This window comes from uncultured Allobosea sp. (genome assembly GCF_945957345.1).
Lineage (GTDB): Bacteria > Pseudomonadota > Alphaproteobacteria > Rhizobiales > Beijerinckiaceae > Allobosea.
In genome coordinates this window covers 1-15,086 of the sequence record NZ_CAMFKW010000028.1, presented here as the reverse complement: position 1 = coordinate 15,086, position 15,086 = coordinate 1, and the positions used below count along the sequence as shown (strand labels likewise).

At 66.3% G+C, this 15,086-nt stretch carries 15 protein-coding genes; 9 read left to right on the top strand and 6 right to left on the bottom strand.

Annotated features, from left to right (window positions below):
- Window positions 1-3: 3 nt before the first annotated feature.
- Window positions 4-1,281, top strand: a complete 1,278-nt coding sequence (locus Q0Q36_RS14905; RefSeq protein ID WP_293798985.1) for a four-carbon acid sugar kinase family protein — start codon at window positions 4-6, stop codon at window positions 1,279-1,281.
- Here the strand turns inward: Q0Q36_RS14905 and Q0Q36_RS14900 are convergent.
- The 6 genes from Q0Q36_RS14900 to Q0Q36_RS14875 all read right to left on the bottom strand — a co-directional run bounded on the left by Q0Q36_RS14900 (window position 1,278) and on the right by Q0Q36_RS14875 (window position 6,228).
- Window positions 1,278-2,222 (bottom strand): threonine/serine dehydratase, encoded by a 945-nt coding sequence (locus Q0Q36_RS14900; RefSeq protein WP_293798984.1) that lies wholly within the window; start codon window positions 2,220-2,222, stop codon window positions 1,278-1,280. The genes Q0Q36_RS14905 and Q0Q36_RS14900 overlap by 4 nt on opposite strands.
- A complete protein-coding gene (locus Q0Q36_RS14895; protein ID WP_293798983.1) occupies window positions 2,222-3,259 on the bottom strand; it encodes a succinylglutamate desuccinylase/aspartoacylase family protein in 1,038 nt (345 codons plus the stop codon). The genes Q0Q36_RS14900 and Q0Q36_RS14895 overlap by 1 nt, the downstream gene beginning before the upstream one ends.
- 117 nt (window positions 3,260-3,376) lie before the next feature.
- A complete protein-coding gene (locus Q0Q36_RS14890) occupies window positions 3,377-4,159 on the bottom strand; it encodes a transporter substrate-binding domain-containing protein (RefSeq protein WP_293798982.1) in 783 nt (260 codons plus the stop codon).
- Window positions 4,160-4,200: 41 nt separating this feature from the next.
- On the bottom strand, window positions 4,201-4,932 hold the full coding sequence (locus tag Q0Q36_RS14885) for an amino acid ABC transporter ATP-binding protein (RefSeq protein ID WP_293798981.1): 732 nt from the start codon (window positions 4,930-4,932) through the stop codon (window positions 4,201-4,203).
- On the bottom strand, window positions 4,919-5,569 hold the full coding sequence (locus tag Q0Q36_RS14880) for an amino acid ABC transporter permease (protein WP_367187177.1): 651 nt from the start codon (window positions 5,567-5,569) through the stop codon (window positions 4,919-4,921). The genes Q0Q36_RS14885 and Q0Q36_RS14880 overlap by 14 nt, the downstream gene beginning before the upstream one ends.
- The gene (locus Q0Q36_RS14875; RefSeq protein WP_293798980.1) at window positions 5,566-6,228 is read right to left on the bottom strand and encodes an amino acid ABC transporter permease; all 663 of its coding nucleotides are present in this window, start codon (window positions 6,226-6,228) and stop codon (window positions 5,566-5,568) included. The genes Q0Q36_RS14880 and Q0Q36_RS14875 overlap by 4 nt, the downstream gene beginning before the upstream one ends.
- 141 nt (window positions 6,229-6,369) lie before the next feature.
- Here Q0Q36_RS14875 and Q0Q36_RS14870 point away from each other — a divergent pair, with 141 nt between their 5' ends.
- From Q0Q36_RS14870 to Q0Q36_RS14835, 8 genes are all read left to right on the top strand, one after another.
- Window positions 6,370-7,152 (top strand): helix-turn-helix domain-containing protein, encoded by a 783-nt coding sequence (locus Q0Q36_RS14870; protein ID WP_293798979.1) that lies wholly within the window; start codon window positions 6,370-6,372, stop codon window positions 7,150-7,152.
- A 187-nt stretch (window positions 7,153-7,339) separates the two neighbouring features.
- Window positions 7,340-8,809 (top strand): M81 family metallopeptidase, encoded by a 1,470-nt coding sequence (locus Q0Q36_RS14865; RefSeq protein WP_293798978.1) that lies wholly within the window; start codon window positions 7,340-7,342, stop codon window positions 8,807-8,809.
- A gap of 104 nt (window positions 8,810-8,913) precedes the next feature.
- Complete coding sequence (locus tag Q0Q36_RS14860) at window positions 8,914-10,515, top strand: ABC transporter substrate-binding protein (RefSeq protein ID WP_293798977.1); 1,602 nt, start codon at window positions 8,914-8,916, stop codon at window positions 10,513-10,515.
- Window positions 10,516-10,692: 177 nt separating this feature from the next.
- Window positions 10,693-11,634 (top strand): ABC transporter permease, encoded by a 942-nt coding sequence (locus Q0Q36_RS14855; RefSeq protein ID WP_293798976.1) that lies wholly within the window; start codon window positions 10,693-10,695, stop codon window positions 11,632-11,634.
- A 10-nt stretch (window positions 11,635-11,644) separates the two neighbouring features.
- On the top strand, window positions 11,645-12,526 hold the full coding sequence (locus Q0Q36_RS14850) for an ABC transporter permease (RefSeq protein WP_293798975.1): 882 nt from the start codon (window positions 11,645-11,647) through the stop codon (window positions 12,524-12,526).
- 112 nt (window positions 12,527-12,638) lie between these two features.
- Complete coding sequence (locus tag Q0Q36_RS14845; RefSeq protein ID WP_293798974.1) at window positions 12,639-13,640, top strand: D-cysteine desulfhydrase family protein; 1,002 nt, start codon at window positions 12,639-12,641, stop codon at window positions 13,638-13,640.
- A gap of 283 nt (window positions 13,641-13,923) precedes the next feature.
- Window positions 13,924-14,658 (top strand): septum site-determining protein MinC, encoded by a 735-nt coding sequence (gene minC, locus Q0Q36_RS14840; RefSeq protein WP_293799055.1) that lies wholly within the window; start codon window positions 13,924-13,926, stop codon window positions 14,656-14,658.
- Between the two features lie 37 nt (window positions 14,659-14,695).
- The coding region (locus Q0Q36_RS14835) for an AAA family ATPase (RefSeq protein WP_293798973.1) at window positions 14,696-15,086 on the top strand (391 nt) is incomplete at its 3' end.

The window sequence follows — 15,086 nt, the reverse complement described above, 5'->3', positions numbered from 1 at the left end:
GCCGTGACCGCGAAGCCCATGCCTCTCTATGGCTGGTACGGCGACGATTTCACCGGCTCGACCGACACGCTGGCGACGCTGGCGGAACGGGGCTTTCGCGCCCTGCTCTTCCTGCGTCAGCCGAGCGAGGCACAGCTCGCGGCCGCCGGTCCGCTCGACGCGATCGGAATTGCAGGCGCCAGCCGGGCCATGGCACCGGAGGCGATCACCGCGGAACTGACGGAGATCGGGCGCTTCTTCGCCGGACGGGGCGTCGGGCTGATGCATTACAAATGCTGCTCGACCTTCGACAGCGCGCCTCATATCGGCAGCATCGGCGCGGCGGTCGCGGCGCTGAAGCCGTTCTTTCCGAACCCGCTCATGCCGATCCTCGGCGGCCAGCCCAATCTCGGGCGCTTCTGCCTGTTCGGAAACCTGTTCGCCGCCGGCGGCGACGGCGCGATCCACCGCATCGACCGGCACCCGACGATGAGCCTCCACCCGGTGACGCCGATGGCGGAAGCCGATCTGCGTCGGCATCTTGCCGCGCAGGGGCTCGCGGATATCGGGCTCGTCGATTACCGCGCCTATGCCGGTGGTTCGGTCGCACAGGCAGCGTTGCCGAACGGGAACGCTGCTGTGCTGTTCGATGTTGCAGCCGAAGCCGATCTCGCAGCGATTGGCGCGTTGCTTGCGACGTCGTCGGAGAGCGGGCCGATGCTCGCGGTGGGAGCGAGCTCGGTCGCGCGTGCCTTCGCAGCCGGACATGACAAGGTCGTCATTCTGCCCCGCGCTCCAGAAGCGAAGCATCGCGGCACCGGAGCGGTCCTCGCCCTCGTTGGCAGCCTGTCTCCGGTGACGCGCGCGCAGGTCGAAGCGGCGCGAGGCTACGCAATGCTGTCGGTCGATGCCGCGCGGTTGCTCGCGGACGAAAAATATGGACCGGAACTGCGCAACACCGCCCTCTCTCGACTGGCTCAAGGCGACGTAATGCTGGTGACGGAACAGCCTGAGGGCGCTCCGGCCGCATCCGGTGCGGTTGCCGAAGCGACCGGAGCGCTGCTCGCCTCCATCATCGCCGAAGCCCGCCTCGGCCGGCTCGTCGTCGCGGGCGGCGATACCTCGACCATGGCGATCCGGGCTCTGCCGCTCTGGGGGCTGTCCTATCTTGGGCCTTGCGTGCCGGGCGCGCCGCTTTGCCGCGCCCATTCAGACGATCCGCGTCTCGATGGGCTCGAGATCGTGCTGAAAGGTGGCCAGATGGGCCCGCCCGGCTTCTTCAACGACGCAGCGCGCGCCTAACCCGGCAGGCAGCCATCCGTGCCGGCGCCGCAGACCAGAGCGCAGACCTTCTCGCCGCCGGAGAGCGCAACGCGCCCCGACTGGAGCGCCGCCAGCGCCGCCGCGCCCGACAGGTCGGCGGCGATGCCGAACTCGAACCAGAGCGCCTTCGCCGCCTGCTCCATCTCGGCATCGGTGATCAGGACGATCTCGTCGACATTGCGCGCCGTCGCCTCATAGATCGCCTGATCGGTCTGGCGGCAGGACATGGTGGCGACGCGTGTCTCCAGCTTGTCGAGCGCGACGAGGCGGCCGGCGGCGAGGCAGGCATGCAAGGTCGGCGATCCCACCGGCTCGATGCCGATGATCCGGGTTTGCGGCCGCAGCGCCTTCACCGCCGTCGACAGGCCGGTGATCAATCCGCCGCCGCCGATGGCGACAAGGATGACGTCCACATCGGGCATGTCGTCGAGGATATCGAGGCCGAGCGTGCCCTGCCCGGCCACGACGACCGGATCACTGAAGGGATGGGCATAGGTCGCGCCGGTTTCGCGGGAGCGGGCCAGCGCCGCGGCATTGGCATCGTCCCAGATCGCGCCGACGATATGCACGTCGGCGCCCCAGTCACGCAGCTTGGCGATCTTGTCCGGCGCCGCGTTGGACGGCAGGAAGATCGTGGCGTCGGCGCCGAGCACATGGGCCGAGCGGGCGATGGCGAGGCCGTGATTGCCTCCGGAGGCGGTGACGACGCCGCGCGCCAGTTCGTCCTGCGACAGGGTCAGGAGACGGTTCATCGCCCCGCGCGCCTTGAAGGAGCCGGCGGCCTGCAGCAATTCGAGCTTCAGCGTGACATCGCCGCCGAAATCGCTGCCGCGCGTGTTCGCATAGGGCAGCGTCGGGGTTTTGCGGATGTAGGGCGCGATGCGCTGGCGGGCGGCGCGGATATCATCGAGGGCGATCATTACAGGGTTCCGCGATAGGGCGCCGCCACGATCAGGCAGCAATTGCCCGGCTTCACGCGGCCCGGCTGGCGCCGGCCGTAGAGAATGCCGTCGGCAGCATAATGCAGGATCTCTGGCGGGCGCGTCGGGTCCCAGGTGCAATGGATGCGGCCGGCCGGCTCGCCGGCGCTGACCTTGGTCCCGTTGGCGTGGAAGGGTTCGAAGATGCCGTCTGCCGTCGCGTAGACATAAGCGGAGATGCCGGGCAGTTCGAGGATCTGCCCGTCACCGCGCCTAGGCTCGGGTTTTTCGCGGACGACGACGCCGAGATGATCCAGCACATTGGCGACGCCGCGCCGGCAGACCGAAAGCGCTTCGAGCGACACCGTGCCCGCACCCGCCATTTCCGTGCCGACCGTGACCAGCCCGGCGCGGCAAGCGGCGGCGGTCGCGGTGCGCGGCTCGCCGAGATTGCTGATGACCACCATCATCGGCGCGTCGAAAGCCTGCACGGCCGCGACATTGCGCTTATGCAGGGTGGGATCATCGGTCGGCTCGACGATGGCGCTCGGAATGATGTCGAGCGAGGAGCCGCCGGAATGCAGGTCGAGGAAGGCGTCGCCAATCGGCAGGATGTGGTCGCTGACGAAGGCCGAGATCTGCTGGGTGATGGTACCGCGCGGATCGCCTGGGAAGGTGCGATTGAAGTTCAGCCCGTCGACCGGCGAGGTGCGCTGGCCTGCCATGACGGCATGAACATTATTCGCCGGCATCAGGATGAGGCGGCCTTGGACACGACCGGGATCGAGATCGCGGATCAGGTCGCAGATCGTGATCGGCCCCTCGTATTCATCGCCATGGTTGCCGCCTTCCATGATTACGGTCGGGCCGGTGCCGTTCTTGATCACGGCGATCGGCACGCGGGTCGCGCCCCAGGCATCGTCATGCGGCGAATGCGGGATCATCAGGAAGCCGGTCTGCTTGCCCTCGCGATCGAGATCGACGGTGAGGAAGGCGCTGGACGGGCGCGGGATCGGCTTGGGGCGGGAGCTGGTCATGGCGGGCTCGATAACGTCAGGCGTTTGGTTGCAGGACCAGGCGTGGGGAACCCCTCTCCTTACAAAAGGGGTTCCCCACGCTCTTTGTAGATAGGCTTTCCGCGTTGCTCCGCCGCCTCACAGCGTCGGCAGCGGGTCCATCGGCATGTCCAGATATTTGCGGTGCAGACGGTCGAGCTCGCCGTTCATCGTATTGAAGAAGATGAAGCCGTCGAGCCAGCGCACGAGGTTATGCTGGTCCATCTGCACGCCCATATGGGCCGGGCTGCGGCGGATGACGAACTTGCGCTCGAATTCCTTGTTCGGGTTCTGCTTGGCCAGCGCCTGCGCCACGATCGAGTTGGTGGCGAGGAGATCGGCCTGGCCGGTGATGTAGGCCGCTGCCGCCGTCGCATCGTCCTCGGTGCGCATCAGGCTCGCCTTCGGCGCGGCGGCCGAGATCGCAAGCTCCTGCGTCGTGCCCTTGGCGGCGGCGACGCGGGCCGAGCCGATCGTCTCCGGGCTCGACACCGTCGAGCTCTTCGCGCCGTAAACCGCGAGGAAGGTGTTGGCATAGGGCGCGGTGAACTGGATCTGCTTGGCGCGTTCGGGCGTCAGGCCCATCACCGAGATGACGATGTCGACCTTGTCGGTCATCAGGAAGGGGATGCGGTTGGCGCCGGTGATCTGCTGCATCTCCAGCTTCACGCCGAGGCCCTTGGCGACCATCTCGGCCATCTCGATATCAAAACCGATCGCCTTGCGATCCTTGTCCTGCGAACCGAAGGGCGGCGCATCGAGCGGCACGCCGATGCGGACGACGCCCTTGGACAGGATGTCCTGAAGCTTGTCGGCCTTGGCCTCGGCGGCGCCGAAGGCGGCGACGGCCAGGGCGGCTAAACCTGCGAACAGTAAACGCATCGTCTTCTCTCCCCTCGTTGATGTTGGTTTTTGGTTCCGCCTCAGTGCAGGACCGCGCTGAGGAAGGTCTGGAGTTCAGGCGTCTTCGGCTCAGCCAGGACGGCGGCGGCAGGTCCCTGCTCGTGGATGCGGCCCTCATGCATGAAGACGACGCGCGAGCCGAAACGGCGGGCGAAACCCATTTCGTGGGTCACGAGGATCATGGTCATGCCCTCTTTCGCCACGGATTCGAGCACCTTGAGCACCTCGCCGGTCAGTTCCGGATCGAGCGCGGAGGTGACCTCGTCGAACAGCATCAGCTTCGGCCGCATCGCGAGCGAGCGGGCGATGGCGACGCGCTGCTGCTGGCCGCCGGAGAGCTGCGCGGGATAGGCGTCGAGCTTGTCCTCCAGCCCAACGCGGGCGAGCACCTCGCGCGCGACCTCGCGGGCAGCCTGCGGCGCCTGCTTCTTCACGACGCGCGGGGCGAGCGTGATGTTGTCGCAGACCGAGAGGTGCGGAAACAGGTTGAAGCTCTGGAAGACGATGCCGACTTCCTGGCGCAGTTTGCGCAGGTTGGTCGCGGGATCGTTGACCTGCGTGCCGTCGACGCGGATCACCCCGGCTTGCACCGGCTCCAGCCCGTTGATGCAGCGGAGCATCGTGCTCTTGCCCGAGCCTGAGCGGCCGATCACGGCGACGACCTCGCCCTTGGCGATATCGAGCGAAACGTCCTTCAGTACCTGGACCGAGCCGTAGCTCTTGTTGATCCCGTGGATTTCAACGAGCGACATCGAGCTTCCGCTCGATCGAGCGGCTCCATTGCGAGAGGGGGAAGCACATCGCGAAATAGATCGCGGCGACGGTGATGTAGACGGCGAAGGGCTTGTAGGTTCCGGCCGCCGTGAGCTGGCCCTCGCGCGTCAGCTCGACGAAGCCGATCACGGCCGCGAGCGAAGTGTTCTTGATGAGCTGGACGAGGAAGCCGACCGTCGGCGGGATCGCGACCCGGATCGATTGCGGCACGATGACGTAGCGCAGTTGCTCGCCGAGCGAGAGGCCGAGCGAGGCGCCGGCCTCCCATTGCGTCCTGGCGATCGAGACCAGCGCGCCGCGCCAGATCTCGCCGAGGAAGGCGCTGCCATAGACCGAGAAGGCGGTCGCCGCCGCGATCCATGGATTGACGGAGATGCCGACAAGCGGCAGGCCGAAGAAGATCACAAACAACCAGACTAGGAGCGGCGTGCCCTGGACGATGTGGATATAGGCGGCCGCGAGCCAGCGCAGCGGCGCGAAGGGCAGGATGCGGGCGATGGCGATGACGATGCCGATCAGCGATGCGCCGATGAAGGCGGTCGCGGTCAGCGCCAACGTCCAGCGTGCCGCCGCGATCAGGTACATCACGTCGATGAGACCGAATTCGCGGATCATCGCCTGACGAACGCCCAATAATAGATGCCCGCGAACAGGCCACGGAAGGCGAAGGCGAGCCCGAGATAGAGCACGCCGATGACGGTATAGACCTCGAAATCGCGGAAGGTGCGCGACTGCACGATCGAGGCCACATGGAACAGGTCCTCGACCGAGATCTGCGAGACGACGCTGGTCGCCAGCATCAAGAGCACGAACTGGCTGGCGAGCGCCGGGAACATCGCCTTCAGCGCCGGAAACATCACGACATAGCGGAAGACCTGCAGACCGGAGAGCCCAAGCGAATGGCCGGCCTCGACCTGCGCCTTCGGCACCGCCTCCAGCCCGGCGCGGACGATCTCGGTGGTGTAGGCGCCGAGATTGATGACCAGCGCGATGATCGCGGCGGTGAGCCCGTCAAGCCTGATGCCGAAGCTGGGCAGGCCGAAGAAGATCAGGAAGAGCTGCACCAGCAGCGGCGTGTTGCGAATGACCTCCACATAGGTGCCGACGATGCGGCGCAGCCAGGCCGAGCCATAGACGCGGGCGGCGGCGCAGGCGATGCCGATGACGAGCCCGCCGATCATCGCGAGACCCGAGAGCAGCAGCGTGATCCAGACGCCGTCGAGGATCGATTCCCAGGCGGCGAAGACATCGCGGAACTGCAGGCCATATTTCATGGCCGCATGCCTCGCGACAGCGGCGCGACGCCCCCAGAACCTGCGATATGATCCGACGATCGTACCATCAGCCTCCCCTTTACGAGAAGGCTAGGTTCGTTTCTTATTTGATGTCAAGCTTCATATATGAAACAGATAGACATGAGCGAACTGCCCGATACCGAGACCGGAGACAAGAGCAGCTACGCGGCGCCAGCGCTGGAGAAGGGGCTCGACATCCTCGAACTCCTTGCCGAGGTCGGCGAGCCGCTCTCGACCCGCGAGATCGCCGAGCGCCTCGCCCGCTCGAAGAGCGAGATTTTCCGCATGGTCTTCGTCCTGCAGCAGCGCGGCTATCTCGCCCGCGAGGCAGGGACGGACCGGCTCGAGCTGTCGCGAAGGCTGTTTGACCTCGGCATCCGTACGCCGGCCGGGCGCCAGCTCACCTCGATCGTACTGCCGGTGATGGAGCGCTTCAGCGAGGCGAGCGGACAGGTCGCGCATCTCGTCGTGCTGAGCCGGGCGCAGACCGTGGTGCTGGCGACGACCTCGGGCCATCTCGATGCCAGCGTCATCGTCAGGCCCGGCTATGGCAGGCCCGCGCTCGACGCCAATTCCGGCCTCCTCATCCTCGCCTTCCAGAGCGAGGCGCGCCGACGCCAGCTCATGCGGGAGGCCTCGGAGACCGACAAGCGACGCCTCGAAGCGGCCGATACCGAGCGGATATTTGCAGAGATCCGCGCCCGCGGGCATCGCGTCGCCGCCAGCCGCGACATCATGGCGGTGACCGATATCGCCTGCCCGGTCATCGGCCCCGGCGGGCATGCAGAAGCCGCGATCCTCGTGCCCTGCCTGCAGCGCCACGGCATCGCGACGGACGAGGAGGCGATCCTCAGGGCGCTCAAGGCGAGCTGTGCGGAGGCCGGCTCGCAATTGTCGCTATAGCCGCTGGCTTCGACGGGAGCCCGCGGCTGAAGGTGAACCCATAATTGCAAATGAGAAGGCTTCTTATTCGCAATTACGTGAAACCGCGATCGATGCTGCAGCTGCAACACCCCACGTTCGCGCTGCAGCTTGACATGGCCTTCTCGGCCAACCGAACATGACGGTCACATCGTCGGAAGGGTAGCTTATGCGCTTGTTTGCTGCGTCGCTCGCAACCGAAACGAATACGTTCTCCCCCATCCCGACATCCCGGGCCAATTTCGAAGCTTCCGCCTATTTCCCGGCCGGCCAGCATCCCGATCGGGCGACCCACACCACGGCCCCGCTCTATGTCGCGCGGCAACGCGCCAAGCGCGATGGCTTCGAGCTGATCGAGGGCTCCTGCTTCTGGGCCGAGCCATCAGGCACTTGCGCCAAGGCCGATTACGAGGAGATGCGTGACGAGATTCTCGTCCAGCTGAGGGCGGCGCTGCCGGTCGACGGCGTGCTGCTCGGCCTGCACGGCGCCATGGTCGCGCATGGCTATGACGATTGCGAAGGCGACATCCTCGAGCATGTCCGCGCCATCGTCGGCCCCTCCGTGCCGATCGGCGTCGAGCTCGACCCGCATTGCCACCTGACCGAGAAGCGCGTGCGCCTCGCCGACGCGATCATCCTCTACAAGGAATACCCGCATATCGACTTCGTCGAGCGGGCCGAGGAACTGGTCGACATCATCCTCCGGACGATCCGTGGCGAGATCAAACCGGTGATGTCGCTCTACGATTGCCGGATGATCGAGCTGGTGCCGACGACGCGCGAGCCCGGCCGCTCCTTCGTCGACCGGATGAGCGCGCTCGAAGGCAAGGACGGTGTCCTCTCGGTCTCGCTGGCGCATGGCTTCCAGCAAGGCGACGTGCCGGAGATCGGCACCCGCGTTCTCGTCATCACCGACAACGACAAGGCGAAGGGCGATGCGCTCGCGGCGAAGCTCGGCGAGGAATTCCGTTCGCTCAAGGGACAGTTCGCCCCGCCGGTGACGCCGCTCGACGAGGCGCTCGATCGCGCGCTCGGCGGGGCCGCCAACGGCCCCCGCGTCATCGCGGATTCCACCGACAACGCCGGCGGCGGCGCGGCCTCCGACAATACCAACATCATCCACCGCCTGCGCGAGCGCGGCATAACCGACGCGGCGGTCGGCCCGGTCTGGGACCCGGTCGCGGTCGCGTTCTGCCTGACGGCCGGCGTCGGCGCGACGATTCCGCTACGCTTCGGTGGCAAGGCGGCCGCGACCTCGGGCACTCCGGTCGACGGCGAGGTCACGGTTCTCGGCGCGGTCCGCGGAGGCACCCAGAGCTTCGGCACCGCCAAGGTGCCGATCGGCGATGCAGTCGGCATCCGCATCGACGGCATCGATGTCTCTTTGCTCTCGCACCGCACGCAGGCGCTGGGGCTGGAGATCTTCACCAGCGTCGGTATCGACCCGACGCAGAAGCGCATCGTCTCGGTCAAGTCGACCAACCATTTCCACGCCGCTTACGGCCCGATCGCCAGCGAGGTGATCTACACCGATGGCGGCGGGCCCTCGCATCTGGACGTGCGCAAATATCCCTATCGCAAGATCAACCGGCCGCTTTGGCCGCATGATCCGCTCCCGCCGGGCCGGCTCGTCGTCTGACGCCTAGCGACCCGGAAGGAACAGGAGAGACGAAGCATGACCCGATGAGGGCCAGACGAGGCGAATGCCTGCGGCCCTCCCACTGCAACGAGGAGGAGAACGACATGACCACGACACGCCGACGTTTCGTTCAGGGTGGATTGGCAACCGGCGCGCTCATCGCCGCACCGGCCACGATCCGCGCCCAGACCACGCCTTCCGCCGCCCGCACGCTCAAGGCCGTCCTGCACGGCGATCTGCGCGTCTTCGATCCGATCTGGACGACGGCGAACATGACCTCCTACCACGCAGGCATGGTCTACGACACGCTGTTCGGCGTGAACGACAAGTTCGAGCCGCAGCCGCAGATGGTCTCGAAATGGTCGCTCTCGGACGACCGCAAGACCTATACGTTCGAGTTGCGCGACGGCCTGCGCTTCACGGACGGCACGCCGGTCACGGCCAAGGACTGCGTCGCCTCGATCCGACGCTGGGGCGCCCGCGACGGCGGCGGCCAGCATATGATGGCGCGCCTCGCCGACACGCCGATCAAGGACGACAAGACCTTCCAGATCGTGATGAAGGAGCCCTATGGGCTCGTGGTCGAGTGGCTCGCCAAGGCTGCGACCAATGTCTGCTACATCATGCGCGAGAAGGAGGCCGGGACCGACCCGAACCAGCAGATCAGCACGATCCTCGGCTCGGGACCCTTCGTCTTCAACGAGGGCGCGGTCGTCCAGGGCCAGCGCTATGTCTACGACAAGAACCCGAACTACGTGCCGCGCTCGGAGCCGGCCGTGATGACCTCGGGCGGCAAGGTCGTGAATGTCGACCGCGTCGTCTATGAGAACATCGCCGACGAGGCGACCGCGATCGCCGCGATCCGGGCCGGCGAGATCGACATGATCGAGTATCCGAACGTCGATCTGCTCGACTCGCTTGCCGGCGAAAAGGACATCAAGCTTGAAGTCCTCAACAAGCAGGGCCAGCTCGGCTGGGCGCGCGTGAACTGGCTCCATCCACCGTTCAACAACGTCAAGGCCCGCCAGGCCATGCTGCACCTGATCCACCCGACCGAGGTGATGAAGGCGACCTTCGGCGACGAGAAATATTTCCGTGGCTGCTCCTCGCTGTTCGGCATGGGCACGCCTATGGAGAACGACGCCAATATCGACTGGTTCAAGACCGCGCCGAACATCGAGAAGGCGAAGCAGCTCGTGAAGGAGTCCGGCTATGACGGGCGCCCGGTCGTCGTGCTGCAGGCGACCAACATCGCCTATATGAACAATGCAGCGAACCTGATCGCGCAATGGATGCGCCAGGCCGGCTTCAACGTCTCGCTGCAAGCCTCCGACTGGGGCGCCGTCGTCACCCGTCGCGCCGTCAAGGCTGCGCCGGACCAGGGCGGCTGGAACGTGTTCTTCACCTCCGGCTCGGTCAACGCCTTCGGCAATCCCGTCTCGCTCAGCGGCCATGCCGCCAATGGCGAGAAGGGCTGGTTCGGCTGGCCGACCAACGAACTGCACGAGCAATTGCGCGACAAATGGGCCAGTGCCCAGTCGGACGCGGAGCGCAAGCAGATCGCCCGCGACATCCAGCAGAACGCCTGGGATTTCGTGCCCCATGCCTATTTCGGCCAGTGGTTCCAGCCGGCGGCGCTGCGCAACCTGACGGGCCTGATCGGCATGCCCGAGCTGATCCCGTTCTGGAACGTGAAGAAGGGCTGATCCCGGCCCGATCGCGAGCCTTTACGCGGAGCCCGCCCTTACGCGGGCTCCGCTTGCCTAGCCGTCTTCAGGTGATCGTGCCGGCGGCGTGAGGGCGAGCACGCAACGCCTTGTCCGAGCGGGATCGGCCCATCGTCCCGCGACGAATGAACCAGCCGACGGAGGACGAACGACGCAATGCTGAGCTATCTCGTACAGCGCCTGGCATCGACCATCCTGGTGATGACGCTGGTGGGCATCTTCGTCTTCCTCCTGCTGCATCTTTCGGCGGGTGATCCGGCCGCGATCATCGCCGGCGACTACGCCACGCCGCAGCAGATCGAGGCGATCCGCCAGCGGCTGGGACTCGACGATCCCCTGCTCGTCCAGTTCGGACGCTGGGGCTTACGCGTGGTCCAGGGCGATCTCGGCGTCTCGATCTTCTCCAGCACCCCCGTCTCGACCCTGATCCTGCAGCGCCTGGAACCGACGATCTCCGTCGCCGTGCTGACCATGATCTTCGCCGTCTCGATCGCGGTGACGCTCGGCGTGCTCGCCGCCTGGAAGGCAGGCCGGCCGATCGACCGCCTGCTGATGGGCTTTTCCGTGCTCGGCTTCTCCATGCCGACCTTCGTGGTCGGCTACGGCCTGATCTACATTTTCGCGATCGAGCTGCGCTGGCTGCCCGTGCAGGGTTACCGGCCGATCCTCGACGGCATCGGCCCCTGGTTCCTCCATCTCGTGCTGCCGACGGTGACGCTTGGCCTCGCCTATGTCGCGCTGATCGCACGTATGACGCGAGCCTCGGTGCTGGAGGTGCTGGAGGAAGACTATATCCGCACCGCCAATGCCAAGGGCGTGCCGGCGCGCACCATGCTGATGAAGCATGCGCTGAAGAATGCCGGCGTGCCGATCATCACCGTGATCGGCATCGGCGTTGCCCTGCTGATCGGCGGCGTTGTGATCACCGAGACCGTGTTCAACATTCCCGGCGTCGGCCGCCTCGTCGTCGATGCGATCTCGAAGCGCGACTACCCGATCATCCAGGGCGTGATCCTCGTCTTCTCCGGCATCTATGTGCTGATCAATCTCGCGGTCGATCTGTCCTATTCGCTCATCGACCCCCGCATCCGGCATTGAGGCGCGAGCGATGACAACGATCGACGCCCCCACCGTCCCCGTTCCCGCCACCGGCAACCGTCTCGCGCGGTTCGGCAGTTTCGCGCGTCGTAACCCAACGATGCTGCTCGGCGCCGCCATCCTGATCTTCTTCGTGGGCGTCGCCATCGTCGCGCCGCTGATCGCCGGCGATCCCATGCTGAAGCTGCCGACGCGACGCCTGCAGCCGCCCTCCCCCGCCCTGCGCTTCGGCACCGACCAGCTCGGCCAGGACGTCTTCGCGCGCACCGTCTACGGCGCCCGCGTCTCGCTCATCGTCGGCTTCAGCGTCGCGACGATCTCGATCCTGGTCGGCCTGACGATCGGCCTCTTCGCCGGCTATTACCGCCGCTTCGACGCCATCGTCATGCGCCTGATGGACGGGCTGATGGCGATCCCCGCAATCCTGCTCGCGATCGCCATGGTCGCGCTCAACCAGGGCAGCATCGCCATCGTCGTGGCCGCGATCTCGATCCCGGAACTGCCGCGCGTCGTCCGGCTCGTCCGCTCGATCGTGCTCAGCGTGAAGGAGCTGCCCTTCGTCGAGGCCGCGCGCGCCTGCGGCGCCAAGACACCGCGCATCCTGTTTCGCCACATCATGCCGAGCACGATCGCTCCGCTCATCGTACAGGCGACCTATATCTGCGCCTCGGCGATCCTGGTGGAAGCCTCGCTCTCCTTCCTCGGGGCCGGCGTGCCGCCGGAGGTGCCGAGCTGGGGCAACATGATCGCGTCGAGCCGGCTCTATCTCGCCCGCGCGCCCTGGACGATCTTCTGCCCGGCGATCGCACTCGCGCTGGTCGTGCTGGCGGTGAACCTGCTCGGCGACGGCCTGCGCGACCGGCTCGACCCGCGCCTCTCGCGGCGGCTGTAGCCTTAAGCCGAGACTGCACGCCAGGCATGCGCTGACAGCCCCGGCGAATCTCCGGCGCCGCGCTATGCTGCGGCTGCCATCGATGGCGACATAAAGCTGGGAGCCTGCCGGGATGAACCGACGCGAGACGATCCGACTGGCATTGCTGCCGACGCCGTTCGAGCAACTCCCGCGCCTGTCGGAGGCGCTCAGCCCCAACGGCCAGGGCCCCTCGATCTGGATGAAGCGCGATGACTGCACCGGCTTCGCCGGCGGCGGCAACAAGGTGCGCAAGCTCGAATATCTCGTTGCGGAAGCCTTGAAACAGGGCGCTGACACGCTCGTCACCATGGGCGCGATCCAGTCGAACCATGCTCGCCAGACCGCGGCGGCAGCCGCGCGGAATGGTTTGGCCTGCGTACTGCTGCTGACCGATTCGGTGGCTGACCGTAGCGAATCCTATCGGAGCAACGGCAACTGGCTGCTCGACCGGATTTTCGGCGCGGAGATTCGCCTGTTCCCCCCCGGCGGCGATGCGACCGCCATCGCTGACGAAGCTGTGGCCGAGCTGAAGGCGCAGAGGAAGCGCCCCTATTTCATCCCGGTCGGCGGTTCCAATGCACTCGGCAGCCTCGCCTATCGCGACGCCCTACTGGAAATGGCTGGGCAGGCGAAAGCCGAAGGCATCAGCATCGATCATATCGTCGTGCCGACGGGCAGCGGTGGCACCCATGCCGGTATTCTCGCTGGCGTCGAGGATGCCGGGCTTGGCTGCCGGGTACAGGGCGTCAGCGTCTCGCGCTCGTCCGAGCAGGCAGGCGCCATCGTCTCCGGGCTGGTGAATGACATCTACGCGCTCGAAGGCCGGCAGCGGGGCAAGCAGGCCGCCCTGGAAATCGATGATTCGCAGGTCGGCCCGGGCTATGGCCAGCCCACGCCCGCGATGATCGAAGCCGTTGAGCTGGTCGCGCGGACGGAGGGCATCCTCATCGACCCGGTCTATACCGGAAAGGCGATGGCCGGGCTCATTGCAAAGGTCCGAAGCGGCGCCATCGGCCCCGACGACACCGTCGTGTTCTGGCATACGGGCGGCGCGCCGGGGCTCTACGCCTATCCCGAAGTGTTCCAAGGGTAGAATCGACTGGCGGCATCGCGCCGTCAAATCACTTGCGTCATGGCCGGACTCGTCCCGGCCATCCACGTCTTCACTGGTAGAGGGACGTGTTCAGGACGTGGATGCTCGCCACCAGGGCGAGCATGACGGCAGCAGAATCTGCGTCGTTTTCGTGGCCCTCATCCCTGCCAACGAGATGTGGACAGCGTCCCTCGGAGCGTGTCGAGAGAGCCTCATCGGAGGCGCGGTTTACCACCTGTTAACCATTCCCTCGATACACCGAAGCAACCGAAAATTTACCAAGATAACCGACGTGTTAACTCAACCCCGGCCTATCCGCCTCAAGGGGCGGTCCTATCTTGCGCTGACGCTGACCCCGGAGCTGCCCTTCGAGGACTGGCTGGCGCGGCTCGACGATCTCGCTTCGCGCTCCGCCGGCTTCTTCCTGCGGCGCCCCGTGGTGCTCGACATCACCGGACTGGACATCGACCGGGCGCAGCTTCGCACCTTCGTCAGCCAGCTTGGTGCGCGCCAGGTCAGGATCATGGGTATCGAGGGCGCCTCCCCCGCCATGCTCGGCTCGGACCTGCCGCCGGCAATGGCCGATGGACGCCCGACCTCCGATTTCGAGCCTCCGGCCGCTGCCGCCGAGGCGGCCAAGACCGAGGTCGCCGTCGCCGAGCCGGTGATGCCGGACCTGCCCAAGGCGGTCCCGTCGATCATCGTGACGCAGCCTGTGCGCTCGGGCCAGTCGCTGGTCTTCCTTGAAGGCGACGTCACCATCGTCGGTTCGGTTGCGTCCGGCGCCGAGATCGTCGCCGGTGGCTCGATCCATGTCTACGGCACGCTGCGCGGGCGGGCGATGGCCGGCACGATGGGCAATGCGTCGGCGCGCATCTTCTGCCGCAAGCTCGAGGCCGAGCTGATCGCGATCGACGGCTACTACAAGACGGCCGAGGACATGGGTCCCGAATTCCGCGGCAAGCCGGTGCAGATCTGGCTCGACGGCGAAACGTTCAAGGTCGAAGCGCTCGCCTGAGGCGCACACATCACTCAACGTTCAGAAGGAGCGGTCAATGGGTAAGGTCATCGTCGTCACATCGGGCAAGGGCGGCGTCGGCAAGACGACATCGTCGGCCGCGCTCGGCGCCGCGCTCGCCCAGGGCGGGGACAAGGTCGTGGTCGTCGATTTCGACGTCGGCCTGCGCAATCTCGATCTCGTCATGGGCGCCGAGCGGCGCGTGGTCTACGACCTCGTCAACGTCATCCAGGGCGAAGCCAAGCTCACCCAGGCGTTGATCCGCGACAAGCGGGTCGAGACGCTCTACCTGCTGCCCGCCTCGCAGACCCGCGACAAGGACAATCTGACAGCGGAAGGCGTCGCAGCGGTCATCGGCGCGCTCAAGGCGAATTTCGACTGGGTGATCTGCGACAGCCCGGCCGGCATCGAGCGCGGCGCGACGCTGG

Excerpts from the sequence above, each read along its gene's own strand:
- Q0Q36_RS14880 (WP_367187177.1), bottom strand. The coding sequence starts at position 5,569 with ATGATCCGCGAATTCGGTCTCATCGACGTGATGTACCTGATCGCGGCG.
- Q0Q36_RS14870 (WP_293798979.1), top strand. The coding sequence starts at position 6,370 with ATGAGCGAACTGCCCGATACCGAGACCGGAGACAAGAGCAGCTACGCG.
- Q0Q36_RS14900 (WP_293798984.1), bottom strand. The coding sequence starts at position 2,222 with ATGATCGCCCTCGATGATATCCGCGCCGCCCGCCAGCGCATCGCGCCC.
- Q0Q36_RS14885 (WP_293798981.1), bottom strand. The coding sequence starts at position 4,932 with ATGTCGCTCGTTGAAATCCACGGGATCAACAAGAGCTACGGCTCGGTC.
- Q0Q36_RS14860 (WP_293798977.1), top strand. The coding sequence starts at position 8,914 with ATGACCACGACACGCCGACGTTTCGTTCAGGGTGGATTGGCAACCGGC.
- Q0Q36_RS14890 (WP_293798982.1), bottom strand. The coding sequence starts at position 4,159 with ATGCGTTTACTGTTCGCAGGTTTAGCCGCCCTGGCCGTCGCCGCCTTC.
- Q0Q36_RS14875 (WP_293798980.1), bottom strand. The coding sequence starts at position 6,228 with ATGAAATATGGCCTGCAGTTCCGCGATGTCTTCGCCGCCTGGGAATCG.
- Q0Q36_RS14845 (WP_293798974.1), top strand. The coding sequence starts at position 12,639 with ATGAACCGACGCGAGACGATCCGACTGGCATTGCTGCCGACGCCGTTC.
- Q0Q36_RS14865 (WP_293798978.1), top strand. The coding sequence starts at position 7,340 with ATGCGCTTGTTTGCTGCGTCGCTCGCAACCGAAACGAATACGTTCTCC.
- Q0Q36_RS14850 (WP_293798975.1), top strand. The coding sequence starts at position 11,645 with ATGACAACGATCGACGCCCCCACCGTCCCCGTTCCCGCCACCGGCAAC.
- Q0Q36_RS14855 (WP_293798976.1), top strand. The coding sequence starts at position 10,693 with ATGCTGAGCTATCTCGTACAGCGCCTGGCATCGACCATCCTGGTGATG.
- Q0Q36_RS14895 (WP_293798983.1), bottom strand. The coding sequence starts at position 3,259 with ATGACCAGCTCCCGCCCCAAGCCGATCCCGCGCCCGTCCAGCGCCTTC.